Origin of the sequence: Microbacterium sp. SORGH_AS_0969, assembly GCF_030818255.1 — a bacterium.
Classification (GTDB): Bacteria; Actinomycetota; Actinomycetes; order Actinomycetales; family Microbacteriaceae; genus Microbacterium.
In genome coordinates this window covers 149,139-168,287 of record NZ_JAUTAG010000001.1, presented here as the reverse complement: position 1 = coordinate 168,287, position 19,149 = coordinate 149,139, and the positions used below count along the sequence as shown (strand labels likewise).

Here is a 19,149-nt window from a genome sequence, read left to right as displayed (position 1 = left end):
AAGGCCCGGTCTTCCGACCGGGCCCTTCTCGTGGGGAGGATCAGCGCTCGAGAGCAGCCTTCATGATCGCGGCGTGCTCGTTCGCGTGCACCTTGGGTGAGCCGGTCGCCGTGGAGGCTGCGGCAGCGCGCGAGATGACGCGGATCGGGCGACCCAGCTTGTCGTCGACCTCGAGCGCGATGAAGGGCCACGCGCCCTGGTTCTCGGGCTCGTCCTGCACCCACACCAGTTCGGCGTTCGGGTACTGGTCGAGCGCGCGGGTGAGCTCTTCGATCGGCGCCGGGTAGTACTGTTCGAGCCGGACGAGGGCGATCTCGGGGTTCGGGTTCTTGTCGAGCTCGGCCCGCAGATCCCAGTGGATCTTTCCGGCGTGCAGCAGCACGCGCTTCACGGCGCCGCCGTCGAGACCGCGGTCATCGTCGAGCACCGGCTCGAAGCGCCCCTCGAGGAAGTCCTCGACCGGGCTCGTCGCCCCGCGCAGGCGCAGCATGGCCTTCGGGGTGAAGACGATGAGCGGACGGCGGGGGCGCTGGTACGCCTGGCGACGCAGCAGGTGGAAGTACGACGCGGGCGTCGAGGGACGCGCGACGATCATGTTGTCCTGCGCGCACATCTGCAGGTAGCGCTCGATGCGTGCCGACGAGTGGTCGGGACCCTGACCCTCGTAGCCGTGGGGGAGCAGCAGGACGACGCTCGACTGCTGCGCCCACTTCTGGTCGGCCGACGAGATGAACTCGTCGATGACCGACTGGGCGCCGTTCGCGAAGTCGCCGAACTGCGCCTCCCACAGCACGAGCGCGTCGGAGCGCTCGACCGAGTAGCCGTACTCGAACGCCATCGCGGCGTACTCGCTCAGCAGCGAGTCGTAGACCCAGAATCGACCCTGGTTCTCGCTGAGGTTCGCGAGCGGCAGCCACTCCTGGCCGTTCTTGCGGTCGTGAAGCACCGCGTGACGCTGCACGAACGTGCCGCGGCGCGAGTCCTGACCGGCGAGGCGGACGGGCGTTCCTTCCATGAGCACCGAGCCGAAGGCGAGGAGCTCGCCGAAGGCCCAGTCGATGCCGCCGTTGCGGCTCATGTCGAATCGCTTCTCGAGCAGCTGCTGGAGCTTGTTGTGCACCGTGAAGCCGTCGGGCTTGTTCACGAAGGCGTCGCCGATGTGGTGGACGACCTCTCGCGACACGCCGGTCGTCTCGGGCGCGCCGGTCGGCACGTCGTCGGCGGCCTCGGTCGAGATGACGGGGTTCGTCCCGGTCTCGGCCTCGTGCGTGTCGGCGAAAGCGACTTCGAGACGGTTCTGGAAGTCCTGCTTGGCCTGCTCGTACTCGTCTTCGGTGATGTCACCGCGGCCGACGAGCGACTCGGTGTACAGGCGACGGACCGAGCGCTTCGCCTCGATGAGGTTCGTCATCAGCGGCTGCGTCATCGAGGGGTCGTCGCCCTCGTTGTGACCGCGGCGGCGGTAGCAGACGAGGTCGATCACGACGTCGCGGTGGAACTCCTCGCGGTACATGAACGCGAGCTCCGCGGCGCGGACGACGGCCTCGGGGTCGTCGCCGTTCACGTGCAGGACGGGAGCCTGGATCGTCTTGGCGACGTCGGTGGCGTACACCGAGGTGCGGGCGTCGGTCGGCGTGGTGGTGAAGCCGACCTGGTTGTTCACCACGACGTGGATCGTGCCGCCGGTGCGGTAGCCGCGCAGCTGCGACATCTGCAGCGTCTCGACGACGACGCCCTGACCCGCGAACGCGGCGTCGCCGTGCACGAGGATGGGCAGCCACGAGAAGGTCCCGATGGGCTTGCGGTCCTGCTTGGCGCGGACGATGCCCTCGAGCACGCCGTCGACGGTCTCGAGGTGCGACGGGTTCGCAGCGAGGTACACGGGGAGCTCTTCGCCGTTGTCGCCGACGAAGGTGCCCTCGGTTCCGAGGTGGTACTTCACGTCGCCCGAGCCGCGCTTGCTGCCCACGGCGACGGCGCCCTCGAACTCGCGGAAGACCTGGCCGTACGTCTTGCCGCCGATGTTGGTCAGCACGTTGAGACGACCGCGGTGGGCCATGCCGATCGCGGCGCCGTCGAGGCCCTTGGATGCGGCGCCCTGAAGGATCTGGTCGAGCAGCGGGATGAGCGACTCGCCGCCCTCGAGGCTGAAGCGCTTCTGGCCGACGTACTTCGTCTGCAGGAAGGTCTCGAACGCCTCGGCCTGGTTCAGCTTCGACAGGATGCGCAGCTGCTCGTCGTGGCCGGGCTTGGTGTACTTGACCTCGACGTTGTTCTGGAACCAGGTGCGCTGCACGGGGTCTTGGATGTGCATGTACTCGACGCCGATGGTGCGGCAGTACGAGTCGCGCAGAACGCCGAGGATGTCGCGGAGCTTCGCCACCCGCCGGTTGCCGAGACCCCCGGTCACGAACTCGCGGTCGAGGTCCCAGAACGTGAGTCCGTGCGACTCGATCTCGAGGTCGGGGTGCGTGCGCTGGACGTACTCGAGCGGGTCGATGTCGGCCATGAGGTGGCCGCGGACGCGGTAGGAGTTGATGAGCTCCTGCACGCGTGCGCTCTTGTCGATGCGCTCCGAAATGTCGACGTTGATGTCGGCGGCCCAGTGGATCGGTGCGTACGGAATGCGCAGCGCCGCGAAGATGTCGTCGTAGAAGCCGCGCTGCCCGATGAGCAGCTCGTGCACCTTCTTGAGGAACTCGCCCGAGCCCGCCCCCTGGATGACGCGGTGGTCGTAGGTGCTGGTGAGGGTGATCGTCTTGCCGATCGCGAACTCGTTGAGCGTCTTCTCGCTCGCGCCCTGGAACTCGGCCGGGTAGTCGAGCGCACCGGCGCCGATGATCGCGCCCTGGCCGCGCATGAGGCGGGGGACCGAGTGCACCGTGCCGATGCCGCCGGGGTTCGTCAGCGAGATCGTGGTGCCCTGGAAGTCGGCCGGGGTCAGCTTGTTGTTGCGCGCACGGCGCACGAGGTCTTCGTACGAGGCGAGGAACTCGCCGAACGTGAGGGTGTCGGCGCGCTTGATGCTCGGCACGAGGAGGGCGCGCGACCCGTCGGGCTTGGGCATGTCGATCGCGATGCCCAGGTTGATGTGCGCGGGCGCCACGACCGAGGGCTTGCCGTCGATCTCGGCGTAGTAGACGTTCTGGCTCGGGAACTCCTTGAGCGCCTGGATCAGCGCCCACCCGATGAGGTGCGTGAAGCTCACCTTGCCGCCGCGCGTGCGCGACATGTGGTTGTTGATGACGATGCGGTTGTCGATCATCAGCTTCGCCGGGATCGTGCGGACGCTCGTCGCCGTCGGGACCGTCAGCGAGTCGTCCATGTTGGATGCCAGTGCCTTCGGCATCCCCTTCAGGACCGTCACGCGGTCTTCTTCGGTGCTCTCGGTCCCCGACGAGGGCGCCGCGGCGGGCGCCTGCGCGGGGATGGGCTGAGGAGCCGCGGGCTTCGTCGTGGTGCGGGCCACCGGAGCCTGACCGACCACGGGAATGGGGGCCGTCACGGGCTTCGGCTCGGCCGCGGGGGCCGAGGGCGGACTGCCGGCCGCGGCGGATCCGTCGACGACCGGGTGGTACGCCTCCAGAATCGGCCACCAGGCCTTGTCCACGGAGTGCTTGTCGACTTTGAACTGTTCGTAGAGTTCGTCTACGAGCCACTCGTTCGCGCCGAACTCGCCCTCGCTCGAAGTACCGACGCCCGTCACCTGGCTCGACACAGTCGATCGCCTGCTTTCCTCGATGAAGATTCCTGTGGAATGCGCACGACGTCACCGTCACGCACTCTCTCAACCCTAGCCGAGGAATCTGTACGGCTTCCGGGTCTTTACATTCCCCTGATGTGGTGAGGTGGATGCCATGGAGTTCTCCGGTGCTCAGCCTGACGTCGATCTGACCTACTCGGACGTCTTTCTCGTCCCGCGGCATTCGGAGGTGCGCAGCCGTCTCGATGTGGACCTCGCCCCGGGGGACGGGAGCGGGGCGACCCTGCCGCTGGTTTCGGCCAACATGAACTCGGTCACCGGGACGCGGTTGGCGGCGACGCTGGCGCGCCGTGGCGGTCTCGGCGTCCTGCCGCAGGATCTGCCGCTGCCCGAGCTCGTGGACGCGGTCGGCTGGGTCAAGGCGCAGCCCGTGGCGTGGGATGCTCCGCTCGTCCTTCCCCCGTCGGCGACCGTCGCCGACGCACGTCTCATCCTCCCTCCCGTGCCGGGCCGCGGGATCGTCGTCGCCGATCCCCGCGACGACGGCGTGATCGCCCTGACCGACTTCCGCGGCATCGTTCCCGCTCCGCGCCTGGCCACGGCGCTCCCGGATGCCACCCTCGGCGACATCGCCCGCACCGATGCGCCGCTGGTCGAGGTGACGCAGGTCGGCGATCCCCGTGAGGTGTTCGCGCTCGTGGGCGAGGCCGACATCGTCGCGGTGGTCGACGGCGACCGGATCGTCGGCACGCTGTCCGCGCGCAGCGCGCTGCGCGACTCGGTGTACCGTCCGGCCGTCGACGCTGAGGGGCGCCTGATCGTCGCCGCGGCCGTCGGCGTCAACGGCGATGTCGCGGGGAAGGCCCGCGCGCTCGCCGCGGCCGGGGTCGACGTGCTCGTCGTCGACACGGCGCACGGGCACCAGGCGCAGATGCTGCGCGCGCTCCGCGAGGTCGCGGCGCTGGACCTCGGCATCCCGATCGCCGCGGGCAACGTCGTCACCGCCGAGGGCGTGCGCGACCTCACCGACGCCGGCGCGTCGATCCTCAAGGTCGGTGTCGGTCCGGGCGCGATGTGCACGACCCGCATGATGACCGCCGTCGGTCGCCCGCAGTTCTCGGCCGTCCTCGAGACGGCGGAGGCGGCGCGCGGCGTCGGGGCGCACGTGTGGGCGGACGGCGGGGTGCGCTACCCCCGCGACGTGGCCCTCGCGCTCGCGGCGGGCGCGGCATCCGTGATGATCGGCTCGTGGTTCGCGGGCACGATCGAATCTCCCGGGCGCCTGCGCACCGACGAGGACGGACGCGTCTACAAGGAGTCGTGGGGCATGGCCTCGACGAAGGCCGTGCAGGGGCGCTTCGGCCGGCTCGATCCGTTCGAACGCGCCCGCAAAGAGCTCTTCGCCGAGGGGATCTCGTCGTCGCGCATCTACCTCGACCCGCAGCGTCCGGGGCTGGAAGACCTGCTCGACATGATCACCTCGGGCGTGCGCTCGTCGTTCACGTACGCGGGTGCGGCCACGGTGGCGGACTTCCACGAGCGTGCGCGCGTCGGACTCCAGTCGGCCGCCGGGTACGAAGAGGGTAAGGCGCTCCCCGTCAGCTGGTGAGGACCGTCAGCTGGTGAGGGATGCCGCGACGTCGGCCTCGAGCGTGATCCACGCCCCGAGCTGGACCGAGAGGTCGAGGTCGTCGCCGTCGGCGCGTGCCGCCCGACGCGGGTCGGCGGGGAACAGGTCGCCGCGACGGCCCTCCCACAGCGCCTCGGCGTTGACGCGAACCAGGCGTCGCGCGCTCTCGGCCACCGCGCGCTGTTCATCGTCGGCGGGACCGCCGGCGAACGACGCGGCCGCCTCGGCGAGGTAGCGGGCGAGGATACCGGCGAAGAGCCCGCCGTCGCCACCCCCGGCCGCGGGGAACAGGCCGCCGTCCGGGGCGCACCAGCGCTCGACAGCCGCGACGAGGCCCGCCGCGCGAGCAAGGTGCGCATCGCGCGAATCGGCGTCGGGCGCCGTCTCCGCGAGGGCGAGAGCCGAGCCGATCGCCACCCCCTGGTTGTACGTCCACAGCTCGGGCCGGACGACGCCCTGCTCGACGCCGTCGCGGACGAGTCCCGTCCCGGCGTCGTCGAGGGTCGCCGCGACCCACGCGTCGAGGTCGACAGCCGCCCCGCGTCGCGCCGTCCACGCCAGGGCGATCGCGGCGGGGGAGTTGGCGGGCGCGTTGTAGAGGCTGCTATCCACCGCCCACGGCAGAGCCCCCACGGCGGGGTCGATCGCGTCGGCGAGTCGGCGGACGAGCCGCTCGATCCGCCGATCCCCGAGGTCGTAGCGCTGCAGCGCGAGGGTCATCCACGCGACGTCGTCGTAGAACGGCGTCGTCCAGCGACCGATCGTGCGGAGGGTGACGCCGCGGTGCAGCTCGCGCTGCAGCCGCGCGCGCCGGGGATCGGGGCGGTGCTCCTGCGCCTCGCTGAACACGTGCAGGAGATGCGCGTGCCACCAGTAGTGCCACGTGCGTGCCCCCGCGACCTCGGGCGCCGCGGCGTGCGCCCACGCCACCGGGCCGAAACGGTGGACGAAACGGCGGACGACGGCGGCCTCGGCCGACATTGCGCGCGCCTGCGCCGGGGAGGTGGCATCCATTCCTCCATCCTGCCCGCGGCACGGATCCGATCCGACCGGCCGCGAGGGTCGTGGTGCTGCCCTAGAATCGTCGGCACGATGGACGACCCTCCCAGTTGTAGACCCTGGCCCCAACGACCCTCTTCCGCCGAACGCTCGAGCGGGGGTGATGCCTGATGGATTACGTCATGCTGGGCGTGGGGCTGCTCCTCACCGTGGGAACCGGACTCTTCGTCGCGAGCGAGTTCGCGCTGGTCAACCTCGACCGCGCCGACCTCGAAGCCCGCCGCGAAGCCGGTGAGTCCCGACTGTCGCTCACGATCGATGCGCTGCGCATCACCTCGACGCACCTGTCGAGCGCGCAGCTGGGCATCACGCTGACGACGCTTCTCACCGGTTACACGATGGAACCGGCGATCTCGAACCTGCTGCGCCCCGTGTTCGCGTCGTGGGGGCTTCCCGAGGCGGTGACCGTCTCGGTCGCGGCCGTGATCGGCGTCGGTTTCGCGACCGTGCTGTCGATGATCCTCGGCGAACTGGTCCCGAAGAACTTCGCGCTCGCCATCCCGCGGCAGACGGCGAAGCTCGTCATCCCGTTCCAGGTCGCCTTCACCGCCGTCTTCAAGCCCGCGATCGTCGTGCTCAACGGCAGCGCTAACGGCGTGCTGCGCGCGATGGGCGTGGAGCCCAAGGAGGAGCTGTCGGGAGCCCGGTCGGCCGAGGAGCTGTCGAGCCTCGTCAAGCGGTCGGCGAGCGCCGGCATGCTCGAGAAGGACACCGCCTCGCTGCTGGATCGCAGCCTCACGTTCGCACGCCTCAGCGCGGCCGATGTCATGACGCCCCGCCCGAGCGTTCACGCGCTCGCCGCCGGCGACCCCACCGACGACGTCGTGCAGCTCGCCCGACGGACCGGGCACAGCCGCTTCCCCGTGTACGGCGAGTCGATGGACGACATCGTCGGCGTCGTGCACCTCAAGGCCGCGATCGGCGTGCCCCGCGAGAAGCGCGGCGAGGTGCCGGTGGCGGCCCTTGCCACCGAACCGCTCCGCGTTCCCGAGACGGTGCACCTCGACGCCCTCGTGTCGGAGCTGCGCTCGCGCGGCTACCAGATGGCGATCGTCGTCGATGAGTACGGCGGGACAGCGGGCATCGTGACGCTCGAGGATCTCGTCGAGGAGATCGTCGGCGAGGTGCTCGACGAGCACGACCGCTCGCGCGCGGGCGTGGTGCGCACGGCCGTGTCGCTGACCTTCCCCGGCGACCTGCGTCCCGACGAGGCGCTCGACCGTGCGGGCGTCCGCGTGCCCGAGGGCGACGCCTACGACACCGTGGGCGGCTTCATCATGGCGACCCTCGAACGGATCCCCGCGGTGGGGGACACCGTCGACATCGAGGACGGCGTCCTGACCGTGAACCGCATGGACGGCCGTCGTGTCGATCGCGTGCAGTACACGGCCAACCCGGTGGAGGAGAACATCGACGACCTCGTGCGCGCCGCGAAGGGCGGTGATCAGCGATGAGCGATTGGGCAGGAATCGCCTGGTTGGTCGTGCTCCTCGTCGCCAACGCCTTCTTCGTCGGCGCGGAGTTCGCCGTCATCTCGGCGCGTCGCTCGCAGGTGGAGCCGCTCGCGGAGCGCGGTTCTCGCGCGGCCAAGACGGCCCTCTACGCGATGGAGCACGCGACGCTCATGCTGGCCACGTGCCAGCTCGGCATCACGATCTGCTCGCTGCTGATCCTGAACGTCTCGGAGCCGGCGATCCACCACCTGCTCGAGGGGCCGCTGGGGCTCACCGGGCTGCCCGAGGCGGCCGTCGGCGTGGTCGGCTTCGTCGTCGCCCTGCTGCTGGTGTCGTACCTGCACGTCGTGTTCGGCGAGATGGTTCCGAAGAACCTGGCGTTCTCGCTGCCCGACCGGGCGGTGCTCATGCTCGCCCCGCCGCTCGTCGCGGTGTCGAAGGCGTTCCACCCGATCATCGTCGCGCTGAACTGGACCGCGAATCACGTGCTGCGGCTGTTCCGGGTCGAGCCCAAGGATGAGGCGGCATCCACCTTCACCCTCGATGAGGTCGCCACCATCGTGAACCAGTCGCGGCGCGAGGGCGTGCTCGACGACGCCGCGGGTACGGTCACGGCGGTCGTGGAGTTCACCGAGAAGAAGGCCGCCGACATCGCCGTGCCGATGGCCGAGCTCGTCACGCTGCCGGAGCGGACCACGCCGGGCGAGATCGAGCGCGCGGTCGCGCAGCACGGTTACTCGCGATACGTGATCGTCGACGAAGCCGGCCATCCCACGGGCTACGTGCACCTCAAGGACGTGCTCCGCGCCGCGGACGGGTCGGATGCCGACATGGCGCGCCCCATCCCGAGCAAGCGCATCCACCACATGGTGTCGGTGCTCGAGACGACCGACCTGGAGGACGCCCTCGCTCTCATGCGCCGCTCCGGTCGTCACCTCGCGCAGGTGCGCGATGAGGCCGGCGACGTGCGCGCGGTGCTCTTCCTCGAGGACGTCATCGAAGAGCTGGTCGGCGAGGTGCAGGACGCGACCGCGCGTCGCCGCTTCGCCTGAACGCAGAACACCGGATGCCACGGGGCCCTGGCCTCGTGGCATCCGGTGTTCTCACCGCCGGGCGGCAGCGTGGGCCGCCCGTTCGCCGGGGTTCGCCGTGCGCCCGCCCGCGTGGCTCAGTAGGCGCGGAGGTACTGCGCGGGTGCGGGAACGGGGTCGCCGAGGGTGGCCGCGGCGCGAAGCGCGTAGTGCGGGTCGCGGAGCCATTCGCGGGCGGACAGGATCGCGTCGGCGCGGCCATCGGCCAGGATCTGCTCGCCGAAGGTCGGGTCGTCGATCATTCCGACGGCGGCGACGAGCAGCCCGCTCTCGCGGCGGACGGTCGCCGCGTAGTCGACCTGATATCCCGGTCCGGGGACGATGTGCTGATGCGGCACGAGCCCGCCGCTCGAGACGTCGATGAGATCGGCGCCCGCCTCGGCGACCAGCCGGGACGCGGCGACGGTGTCGGCCACGTCCCATCCGCCCTCGGCGGCGTCGGTCGCCGAGAACCGGACGAACACGGCGGCATCGGGAGCGGCGGCGCGCACGGCCTCGGTCACGCGCACGACGAGGCGCACGCGGTTCTCGAAGGAGCCGCCGTAGACGTCGTCGCGGTGGTTCGTGAGCGGGGAGAGGAACTGGTGCAGGAGGTAGCCGTGGGCGGCGTGGATCTCGACGACCTCGAATCCGGCCGCGACCGCCCGGCGGGCGGCATCCGCGAAATCGGCGACGACCTTCTCGATGCCCGCCGCATCCAACGCGACCGGTTCGGCGAAGGAGTCGTATGCGAGGGCCGAGGGGGCGACGGTCGTCCAGCCGCCGTCGGCGGGCGCGACGTTGCCGCGGCCACCGGTGAGCGGCGACGTGGTCGACGCTTTGCGCCCCGCGTGGCCGAGCTGCACGCCGGCGACGGATCCGCGCGCGCGGATCGCCGCGACGATCGGTGCCCAGGCCTCGACCTGGGCGGCGTTCCACAGGCCGACGTCGTCGGGCGAGATGCGCCCCTCCGGTGAGACGGCGGTCGCTTCGGCGATGACCAGACCCGCACCCCCGGCCGCGAACTGGGCGAGGTGGACGTGGTGCCAGTCGTTGGGCATCCCCTCGGTCGCGCTGTACTGGCACATGGGCGAGACCCACAGGCGGTTGCGCGTCTCGATACCGCGGACGGACAGAGGTGTGAAGAGGGTGCTCACGGGGACCTTTGCGTTCTATGGTGACGCCATGACGGCGAAGGAATGGACCGGGGAGGATGCATCCCGTGTCCTTCGGAGGCCAACGGCCCACGACGACAAGTATTCCCGCGGGGTGCTGGGGCTTCGCACGGGATCGACCCGGTACCCCGGCGCGGCGATGCTCGGCGTCGAGGCCGCGTGGCGCACCGGCACGGGCATGGTGCGCTACCTCGGACCCGAGCGCGCGCAGGACCTCGTGCTGCAGCGCCGACCCGAGACGGTGACCGCCGACGGGCGCGTGCAGGCGTGGGTGATCGGGTCGGGAACGGATGCCGCCGAGCGCGACGCGGCCGAGACGGCGGCGCTGCGCGGCCTTCTGAACGGCGACCTTCCCGTCGTCGTCGACGCGGGCGCGCTCGATCTCGTCGTCGGGGCCAGCGCCCCCGTCATCGTGACGCCGCACGCGCGGGAACTCGATCGTCTCCGCTCCGACCTGGGGCTGCCGTCGATGGATGCCACGGACGACGACGCTCGCGAGGAGGCGGCGCGCGAGACCGCTGCGGCGTTCGGCGGCGTGGTCCTGCTGAAGGGGGCGACGACGATCGTCGCGACCGCGGACGGGTGGACCCGTCGGGTGCGGGCGGGCACACCCTGGCTCGCGACCGCGGGAACCGGTGACGTGCTCGCGGGAGTCCTCGGCGCCGTGACGGCGGGCGCGGTCGCCGAGGATCGCGTCGGTCTCGACGACCTCGCCGCGTGCGCCGCGACGGCGGCGTGGCTGCACGGGACGGCCGGGCGGGCGGCATCCGGAATCCACGGGGGAGCGGGCGGACCGATCACCGCGCTCGACGTGGCGGAGGCGTTGCCGCGGGTGATCGCCGAGGTGCTGTCGGACTCGATCGCGTAACGGTTGCCGCGTCCGCACCGGCCGAGGGCGGCTGCCCGTCCGGGCCGTCGAGGGTCTCCCGCTTAGGATGAGGCGGTGCTGAGGCGTGTCGTTCCCCTGTTGATCGCGTTCGTCGCCGTGCACGTCACCGTGGCGGTCCTCGGCTACCAGCAGCCGAACGAACCCATGGGCGACGTGTACCTGGTCTACGAACCCTGGTCGCGCTGCGCGCTGTTCGGGGGCATCGACGTGACTTCCTGCACGCGGTCCGCGACGTGGGAATGGCCCGGCATCACCGAGAAGTGGATCTACCCGCAGCTCGCCTTCGTGCCCATGACCTTCGCGTGGGTGTTCGCGTGGGCGATCGGCTACACCCCGGCGTGGGCGCTCACCGTGTCGCTGGCGAACCTCGTCGCCTTCGTCATCCTCGTCGGCAAGGGTCGCTCGACCGGCCGGGTCGTGGCCGCGTGGTTCTGGCTCGCCGCGATCCTGCTGATCGGACCGGTGGGGCTCTACCGCATCGACGGGATCACGGTGCCGTTCGCGATCCTCGGCAGCATCTGGCTCGTGCGGCGGCCGTTCGTGGCATCCGTCCTGCTGTCGATCGCGGTGTGGATGAAGGTGTGGCCCGCGGCGATCCTGGCGGCGGGGCTCATCGTCGTGCGCCGCCGGCTCTCGCTCATCTGGGGCGCGGTCGCGGTGTCGCTCGCCACGGTCATCCCGGTCGTGGCGCTGGGCGGTGCGCCGTTCGTGCTCGGCTTCGTGGGGGATCAGACCTCGCGTGGGATCCAGATGGAGGCGCCCGTCGGGGGCCTCTACATGATCCTCGCCTCGTTCTACGTACCCGGCTCGGAGGTCTACTACGACGGCGGCGTGCTCACGTTCCAGGTGACCGGTCCCGGCGTCGACCCGGTCATCGCGATCATGACCCCGCTCATGCTGCTCGTCATGGCCGGGGTGGCGGTCGTGGGTGCACGCAAGCTCTGGGCGGGAGCCACCTTCGTGACCCTGTTCCCGCCGCTCTCGTTGGCCCTCGTCACGGCGTTCATCGCGCTCAACAAGGTCGGCTCGCCGCAGTACTACGTGTGGGTGTTCGCCCCCGTGATCCTCGGGCTGATGATCGATCGCCGCCGGTGGTACGGTCTCGCGGCGCTCACCCTCGTGATCGCCGGGCTCACGCAGTGGATGTACCCGATGGTCTACGACGGCCTGATGGCCACGCACCCCGCCCCGTTCCCGGTCTTCCTGCTCGAGGCGCGCAACATCCTCGCGCTCGTGCTCATGGTGTGGGCGATCGCGCGCGTGGTGCGGGTGCCCGTCGGGCGCGTCGCGCGCCCCGGCGACCTGCGCGAGTTGGTGACGGGCCGCCGCACGACGACGGTCGCGACGACGGCCGACTAACCTCGACAGCATGCTCGTCGCCTTCTCCGTCGCCCCGTCCGGAACGGGCAGCCTGTCTGCCGAGAACACCGACGGGTCGGTGCACGATGCCGTGGCCGCCGCGGTCTCCATCGTGCGCTCCTCGGGCCTCGCGCACCGCACCACCTCGATGTTCACCGAGATCGAGGGCGAGTGGGACGAGGTGTTCGACGTCGTCAAGCGCGCCACCGAGGCGGTCCTGCCGTACGGCTCGCGCGTGTCGCTCGTGCTGAAGGCCGACATCCGGCCCGGCCGCACGGGTGAGATCGACGGCAAGATCGAGCGCCTCGAGCGCGCGATCGACGACGCCGCGTCGGAGTGAGTCCGCGCTGACCCGGGCGGGCGTCGCGCGGCCGTCCGCTCGGCGGCCCCTTGCCGCGCCGTCGCGCGTCGCGCAAGCGGCGGGACCACGCGTCGCGCAAGCGTCAGGATCGAAGCGCGCGGCCGGATAAATTGAGAGAGGGAGAGCGGGGGGAACGGGTGGAACCGGAGATCGGTGAGGCGCTGGGCGCCTCGTACCGTTTCGTCGATCGGATCGGATCCGGCGCCGCGGGCGAGGTGTGGCGTGTGCGCGACGTGCGCGACGAGTCACTGCGCGCCGCGAAGGTGCTCCGCCGGGAACACGCGCAGGATGCCGACCTCGTCGAGCGGTTCATCCGCGAGCGCACCGTGCTCACCCGACTGCGCGACCCGCACGTCGTCGCGGTGCGCGACCTCGTGGTCGAGGGCGAGCGCCTCGCGATCGTCATGGACCTGGTCGAGGGCGGGAGCCTGCGTCAGGCCCTCGACGAGCGCGGCACCCTGCGGCCCGCCGAAGCCGTCGCCCTCACCGCGGCCGTGCTCGACGCGCTGGCCGCCGCGCACGCGGTGGGCACGGTCCACCGCGACATCAAGCCCGACAACGTCCTCCTCGATCGTGACGCGCGAGACGGCGACGACCCCGGGGCTGCCGTCCGTGTCGTCGACTTCGGCATCGCGCGCGTGCTCGACGAGCGTCGCCGCTCGACGACCGCCGTCATCGGCACGCCCGAGTACATGTCGCCCGAACTCGTCACCCTCGGCGAGGCCGGGCCTCCGAGCGACGTCTATGCCACCGGCATCCTGCTCTACGAACTCCTCTCGGGTCGGACGCCGTTCGCCGGTCCGGGTACCGACTTCACCGTCGCGTATCGGCACGTCAGCGCCGAAGTGCCCCGCCTTGACGTGCCCGACGACCTCTGGCGTGTTCTCGCCCGCCTGCTCGCGAAAGCGCCGGCGGAGCGCCCGTCGGCCACGGAGGCCGCGACGACCCTGCGGCGCCTACGAGGGTCGGTCGCGGAGCTCGCGGCTCTCACGCCGGTCGCGGCTCCCGAGGGCTTCGCCGAGGCCGAGAGACCCGCGACCGTGCTCCGGGGCGTCGCCCCGACGGCTCCCGAACCGGTCGCGGCGTCGTCGGACGAGCCGGCGCCCGACCTCGGTGCGGCGACCCAGACGACGGTGCTCCGACCGATGCCGCGTCGCGAGGCGCCCCAGCCGGTCGAGGCAGAGCCCGAGGCGAAGACCTCGCTGTGGACGCGGATGCCGCGCGGCCGCGCCCTCTGGATCGCGGGCGCCGCGGTGGTCGCCGTGGCCGCGGTCGCGGCGTTCTTCGTGTTCCGTCCTCCCGCGGGGGAGGCCGCACCGGCGGCGGCCGGACCCGTCGTGACCTCCAGCCAGCAGGACCGGGCCCTGCCGACCGGGCTGAGCGTGAGCCGCTCGGTCAGCTACGACCCGGAGAAGAAGCTGGCGACCGTCACGATCGAATACGGCGCGCAGAATGCTCCCCTCGGCGGGCCGTTCCTCGAGGTGCTGCCCGGGGCCGCGGAATCGGACGCGTGTCCCGCCGTCACGTGGTCGGATGCCACGGTCGATCGCAACCAAGCGAGCGTCACCGGCATCTCGGTGCCCTGCGGCTGGAGCGTCGACGGCCTGACCGTCCCGACGCAGGACTCGGTCACCGTCACCGCTCAGGTCTCGATCGCGCTGAACGGCCAGGAAGCCGTCGATGCCTGGCTGAAGGCGGCCGCGACGGCCACGACGAAGGCGATCTCGGACTCCGAGGTGTCGGGGGCGGCGTATCCCGTGCAGCGGCTGCGCAGCGTTCAGGTCACGACGCCCTCTCGCACCGTCGGCGGGACGGCGCTGCCCGTCACGCTGCTCCCCGTCTGGCCCAGCGGTCCGGATCCGGTGAACCCCCTGTTCACGAGCCCGTCGGTCGGGGAGCCGAGCGCCATGCTCGACGCCGTCGCCGGGGGGACCAGCGGGGTGCGCTTCAGCGACGGGTGCGCCGGAGCGCTGACGGTCTCATCGGACGGTCTCGTGGTGACGGCGCTGTCGGTCGCCCCCGACTGCACGGTACGTGCGCGGGTCGGCAACTTCACCGACCTCGTGAGCCCGCCGTTCGGCATCACGACGCGCTGAGGCGCGCGGAGTCGCGCTGGGGCGCGCCGAGTCGCGTGCGGAGCAGGCGTTCCGCTCAGCCCGCGGGGACGGCGACCGACGGCCCCGCCGCCTGGACGAAGCGGGCCGCACCCGCGACGCACGCGTACCCGCGGCCGGTGGTGACGGCGACGGGGGCGCGGCGGGGGAGCGTGACGCCCAGCAGATCGCCGTCGTAGTCGACGTCGGGCTGCAGCAGGACCCCGCAGCGCGACTTGCGCAGGGTCTTCGTCCAGCCGGAGTACTGCGCGCGGAGGTCGGCGGAGCGTCCCGCCGCGATGACCAGCACGTGCGGCTGCGACATCGTGAGGAGGCCGGCGAGCGACTGGTCGGAATCCTCGAACGACTCGGCGTCGTCGACCAGGATGACGACCGGCCCCTTCTCGAGACGCACGGATGCCACGAGCGCGGGGATGTCGTCGGATCCGACGACGACGCGGTCGAGGTCGGCCGTGGCCAGCGGTGAGCGGCGGCCGCAGACACCCCACACGGTCACCGGGGCCGTGGCATCCGGAGTCGTCCGCAGGGCCTGCGCGATCGCGAGGAGCAGCGTCGACTTGCCGGAGCGGGCGGGTCCGGCGACGAGGACGTGCTCGCCCTCGTAGACCTCGAGGAAAGCGGGGGCGAGGTCGGACTCGGCGACGCCGATGGGGATGCGCCACGGCTCCTGCCGGAGGTCGGCCGCGACGCCGAGGTCGGCGATCCCGACCTGCTCGGGCAGGCGGCCCACCACGGGAGCCTTCGGCGCGGCGCCCGCGTACGTCTCTTTCACGCGGGTGACGGCGCTGGCCAAGCCGCCGGCGGGGGTGGCGACGTGCGCCTGCCGGGCTGATTCGGCGAGGACGCAGCGACCCGGTACCGATGCCGGGGCGTCCTTGGGGCGCAGGCCCGCGGAGGTGTAGTCGTAGGGGTCGGCGAGGCGGAACATCCACTTCTGGGTGGTGACCTCGTCGATCGCAGAGGGGACCGCCTTGGCGCGGGTCGTCGACACGGCGAAATGCAGGCCGAGCTCGGGGCCGTCGGCGTACGCGCGGTAGAGGCCGTCAAGGAGCTGCTGTCCCTCGTGGTCCTGGAACTCGTCGCGCAGGGCCGCCAGCCCGTCGATCAGCACGATCGCGCGGCGCCGCTGTCCCTCGTCGGCGCGGCGCCGCTCGAGGTCGGTGCGGAGGTGGCGCAGGAATCGCGCCTGCTGCTCGCGCGCACCGCCCCCGGCCCCCACGTAGGCCACGGTGTGGGGCAGGTCGGCGAGGGGCGCGAGGTCGCGGGCACCGGCATCGAGCACGAGGATGTCGAGGTCGTCGGGGTGCGACTCGGCCGCGAGGGCCAGAGCGATCGATGACAGGGCCGTGCTGGTGCCGCTGCCGGGGATGCCGACCGCGAGCAGGTTGCCCCGCGACAGGTTCCACCCGGCGGCGACCTGCCGCTGACTGTCCGGCTCATCGGCGAGGGCGAAGAACACCTCCGCACCCTGCACGCCGCCCACCGCGAGGACCCCCGACGCCGTGGCGTCGTCGCCGAACCCGGCCAGCGGCACACGGGCGCCCAACGCCTCGGGCCACACCGGTCGCGGAGCGGCGATCCCCGCCTCGTCGGCCGCCGCGCGGATGGCATCGATCACGACGTCGAGGTCGGTCGTCGAGTCGTCGACAACGGTCGTCTTGGACGCGGGAGCGATCCCCGAGAACGTCACCGGTTGCAGCTCGACGGCCTCGACGACGGCGCGCTCCGAGGCGCCGGTGACCAGCGCGGTCTGCACGGGCGCGATGTCGTCCTGTCCGCGCTTGATGTACGCGCGACCGCGTTGGGCGCGACCGATCGCGGATGCCGCCGGGACACCGATCACGTTGTTCGAGTCGTCGCGGCTCTGCACGCGCAGAGCGACCCGGAGGTTCGTGTTCGCGAGGATGTCGTCGTTGACGACACCCGCGGGGCGCTGGGTGGCGAGGATCATGTGGACGCCGAGCGTACGGCCGACGGCGGCGACGCTCACGAGCGACGACAGCACGTCGGGGAAGTCCTTGGCGAGCATCGCGAACTCGTCGACGACGAGCAGCAGCCGCGGCATGGGCTCGGCGGGCTTCGTCGCGAGGTAGGCGTCGAGGTTGTCGACGCCCTCGCCCGCCGCGGCGAAGATGCGCTGGCGCCGCCGCATCTCGGCCTCGAGGGAGCGGAGGGCGCGGTCGGCCAGCTGTTCGTCGAGGTTGCTGATGGTGCCGATCGTGTGCGGGAGCCGCTCGCACGCCGCAAAGGCCGCGCCGCCCTTGAAGTCGATGAGGATGAAGCTCAGGCGGGTGGGGTCGTTGCGCAGGGCGAGCCCCGCGACGAGCGAGCGGAGGAACTCGCTCTTGCCCGAGCCGGTCGTGCCGCCGACGAGACCGTGCGGGCCGTCGTGCACGAGGTCGAGCTCCATCGTGCCGCCCTCGCCCGTCCCGATGGGCGCGGTGATGCCGCGGGCGTTGGCCCACAGCTCGCGGACCGCCGCCGCCGTCACCTCGTCCAGGCCGAGGAGCGGGGGGAGACGCACGAGGCCGGGCAGCGCCGCGCCCGGGACGACCAGCTCGGGATCGTCGAAGCGGGCGACATCGCGGGCTCCCGCTGCGGCGGTGTCGACGTCGATGCCCGCGAGGATGACGTCGTCGACCGTCACGAGGTCACCGGGACGCGTGACGGTGGCCGCGGCATCCGGCGCCACTCGCACCACGACGGTGCACGCGGCGGGGAGCTGCTCTTCGGACGACGCGAGGACGATCCCCGAGACCTGCACGCCCTGACGGTCGCGCGACAGAGTGGTCGCACCGTCCGGTCGGCCATGGCCGAGGAGCTCGCGCGCGGGGGCGTTGCGACCCTCGGTGAGCACGTCGGAGTCCAGCACGAGGAGAACGGCCGCCGTCGGGATGTCGTGGATGCCGTCGCGAAGGCCCCGCAGAAGGTCGGTGCTGCGTTCGCGGTTGTCGGACATCCAGCGTTCCTGGGTGCCCGTGCCCTGTCGGCGCGTGTGCGGGAGCCAACCCGCCCACGCCCATTCGGGAGAGCGGCCGGCATCGCAGAAAACGCCGACGGTCAGATCGGCCGGGCCGACATGGATGCCCGCCTGGATGACGAGGCTCCGGGCCAGCGCGAGAGCCCCGTCGCGGTCGCCGACGATTCCCACGACTCCGCCGGCGGTGAGGTCGATCTCGACCGGTGCGGCGGGGATGGCGGCGGTGTCGAGGATCTGGCGGACGTCGTCCTCGAGGCGGGTGCCCGAGCGTTCGTCGGTCGCGGGGCGCCACGGCACATCGCCGATGCCGGCGTGCAGGGCGAGAAGGTCGGGCGAGCCCGCACGGCGCTGCCACAGCGTGGTCGCGGGGATCGCGGCGCGGCGGAGCGTCGTGGCCGGGTCGGGAATGGCATCCATTCTCCGGGCCTTCTCGGCCTGACCGGCCGACGCGATGTCGTCGCGAAGGGTCTGCAGGGCTTGGGCGAACCGTTCGTCTTCTTCTTTGACGTTCCGGGTGTAGCGGCGTTTCTGCTCGAACCACACGCCGACGCCCAGGATGGGGCTGAGCGCGGCGAACAGGGCGTACCGCGCGTCGCCGAGCATGAGGACCATCGCGAACGCGAGCACGAGGGGCGCCGCAACCGTGATGATGCTGAACTTCGACGCCGGCGGGACGTCTTTGTGGGTCGGCGGCGTGATCGGCTCGGGCTCCGGCGGCCGGCCGGGCCGCGGCGGACGGTTGAAGGGCGCGGTCGCGGCGGGGGTGATGTTGTGCAGGGAGCCGGGCTCGGGGGCACCGGTCTCATCGATCGAGGGGCGCAGGAGCACGGTCGTGCCTCCCGCGGTGATGACGGCGGGACCCTCGACGACCGTGCCGTCCTCGGCGGCGGCTGTGCCGTCGACGAGGGTGCCGTTCGTCGATCCGCGGTCGTCGACGCGGAGCCCGTCTTCGTCGCGCGCGGCCGAGAAGTGCTCCCACGAGGCGCTCGTGGTGGGGAGCCTGAGGTCGGCCTGGGGGGAGCGTCCCGCGATCAGCGCCCGCCCGCGCGGCACGTCGACGACCGGTCCGGCCTCCAACCCGCCGGACAGGGTCGCCGTCCAGTCTGTCGCGGGCTTCGGTCGGGGCGACGCCGAGAGGGCGATGCGGGTGCCCTCGAGGATCAGCACCTCGCTCAGCGCCGTCGAGGCGGGGTGACGCTCGGCGTCGACCGCGACGAGGGTGTCGGGGGCGAGATCGTGTCCCGTCGCCGCCGCGATCAGTTCGCCCAGCGTCGCCTGGCTGCGGTGACGGGCGAGGTCGACCACCTGCTCGTCTTCGTCGATCGCGATCAGCAGACGCATCGGAGCCTCCGGGA

General features: G+C 71.6%; 11 protein-coding genes. 7 read left to right on the top strand and 4 right to left on the bottom strand.

Annotated elements, in window-relative coordinates; translation table 11 throughout:
- Positions 1–40 precede the first annotated feature (40 nt).
- Positions 41–3,718 carry a multifunctional oxoglutarate decarboxylase/oxoglutarate dehydrogenase thiamine pyrophosphate-binding subunit/dihydrolipoyllysine-residue succinyltransferase subunit gene (locus QE388_RS00775; protein WP_307382186.1) on the bottom strand — a complete coding sequence of 1,226 codons (3,678 nt, stop codon included), beginning with the start codon at positions 3,716–3,718 and terminating at the stop codon, positions 41–43.
- A 139-nt stretch (positions 3,719–3,857) separates the two neighbouring features.
- On the opposite strand from QE388_RS00775, the gene QE388_RS00770 reads away from it, so the two are divergent.
- On the top strand, positions 3,858–5,312 hold the full coding sequence (locus QE388_RS00770) for a GuaB1 family IMP dehydrogenase-related protein (protein WP_307382184.1): 1,455 nt from the start codon (positions 3,858–3,860) through the stop codon (positions 5,310–5,312).
- Between the two features lie 6 nt (positions 5,313–5,318).
- Here the strand turns inward: QE388_RS00770 and QE388_RS00765 are convergent, their stop codons facing one another.
- Positions 5,319–6,347, bottom strand: a complete 1,029-nt coding sequence (locus tag QE388_RS00765; RefSeq protein WP_307382181.1) for a glycoside hydrolase family 76 protein — start codon at positions 6,345–6,347, stop codon at positions 5,319–5,321.
- A 155-nt stretch (positions 6,348–6,502) separates the two neighbouring features.
- Between QE388_RS00765 and QE388_RS00760 the strand changes: the two genes are divergently transcribed.
- The gene (locus tag QE388_RS00760) at positions 6,503–7,846 is read left to right on the top strand and encodes a hemolysin family protein (RefSeq protein WP_058597194.1); all 1,344 of its coding nucleotides are present in this window, start codon (positions 6,503–6,505) and stop codon (positions 7,844–7,846) included.
- Positions 7,843–8,898 (top strand): hemolysin family protein, encoded by a 1,056-nt coding sequence (locus tag QE388_RS00755; RefSeq protein ID WP_275800645.1) that lies wholly within the window; start codon positions 7,843–7,845, stop codon positions 8,896–8,898. The genes QE388_RS00760 and QE388_RS00755 overlap by 4 nt, the downstream gene beginning before the upstream one ends.
- Before the next feature lie 116 nt (positions 8,899–9,014).
- Here the strand turns inward: QE388_RS00755 and QE388_RS00750 are convergent, their stop codons facing one another.
- Complete coding sequence (locus QE388_RS00750) at positions 9,015–10,073, bottom strand: NADH:flavin oxidoreductase/NADH oxidase (RefSeq protein ID WP_307382175.1); 1,059 nt, start codon at positions 10,071–10,073, stop codon at positions 9,015–9,017.
- Between the two features lie 28 nt (positions 10,074–10,101).
- Between QE388_RS00750 and QE388_RS00745 the strand changes: the two genes are divergently transcribed.
- From QE388_RS00745 to QE388_RS00730, 4 genes are all read left to right on the top strand, one after another.
- Entirely contained in the window at positions 10,102–10,959 is an 858-nt protein-coding gene (locus QE388_RS00745; protein ID WP_307382172.1) for an ADP/ATP-dependent (S)-NAD(P)H-hydrate dehydratase, read from the top strand.
- A 75-nt stretch (positions 10,960–11,034) separates the two neighbouring features.
- Positions 11,035–12,339, top strand: coding sequence for a hypothetical protein (locus tag QE388_RS00740; RefSeq protein WP_307382170.1), 1,305 nt, complete (start codon positions 11,035–11,037; stop codon positions 12,337–12,339).
- 10 nt (positions 12,340–12,349) lie between these two features.
- Entirely contained in the window at positions 12,350–12,679 is a 330-nt protein-coding gene (locus tag QE388_RS00735; RefSeq protein ID WP_275800638.1) for a thiamine-binding protein, read from the top strand.
- A gap of 158 nt (positions 12,680–12,837) precedes the next feature.
- Positions 12,838–14,796 (top strand): serine/threonine-protein kinase, encoded by a 1,959-nt coding sequence (locus QE388_RS00730; protein WP_307382167.1) that lies wholly within the window; start codon positions 12,838–12,840, stop codon positions 14,794–14,796.
- Between the two features lie 55 nt (positions 14,797–14,851).
- Here the strand turns inward: QE388_RS00730 and QE388_RS00725 are convergent, their stop codons facing one another.
- Entirely contained in the window at positions 14,852–19,135 is a 4,284-nt protein-coding gene (locus tag QE388_RS00725) for an FtsK/SpoIIIE domain-containing protein (protein ID WP_307382165.1), read from the bottom strand.
- Between the last annotated feature and the right edge of the window lie 14 nt (positions 19,136–19,149).

Bases quoted from the DNA above. Each gene is read 5' to 3' on its own strand.
- QE388_RS00770 (WP_307382184.1), top strand. From the start codon at position 3,858: ATGGAGTTCTCCGGTGCTCAGCCTGACGTCGATCTGACCTACTCGGAC.
- QE388_RS00765 (WP_307382181.1), bottom strand. From the start codon at position 6,347: ATGGATGCCACCTCCCCGGCGCAGGCGCGCGCAATGTCGGCCGAGGCC.
- QE388_RS00760 (WP_058597194.1), top strand. From the start codon at position 6,503: ATGGATTACGTCATGCTGGGCGTGGGGCTGCTCCTCACCGTGGGAACC.
- QE388_RS00755 (WP_275800645.1), top strand. From the start codon at position 7,843: ATGAGCGATTGGGCAGGAATCGCCTGGTTGGTCGTGCTCCTCGTCGCC.
- QE388_RS00745 (WP_307382172.1), top strand. From the start codon at position 10,102: ATGACGGCGAAGGAATGGACCGGGGAGGATGCATCCCGTGTCCTTCGG.
- QE388_RS00735 (WP_275800638.1), top strand. From the start codon at position 12,350: ATGCTCGTCGCCTTCTCCGTCGCCCCGTCCGGAACGGGCAGCCTGTCT.
- QE388_RS00725 (WP_307382165.1), bottom strand. From the start codon at position 19,135: ATGCGTCTGCTGATCGCGATCGACGAAGACGAGCAGGTGGTCGACCTC.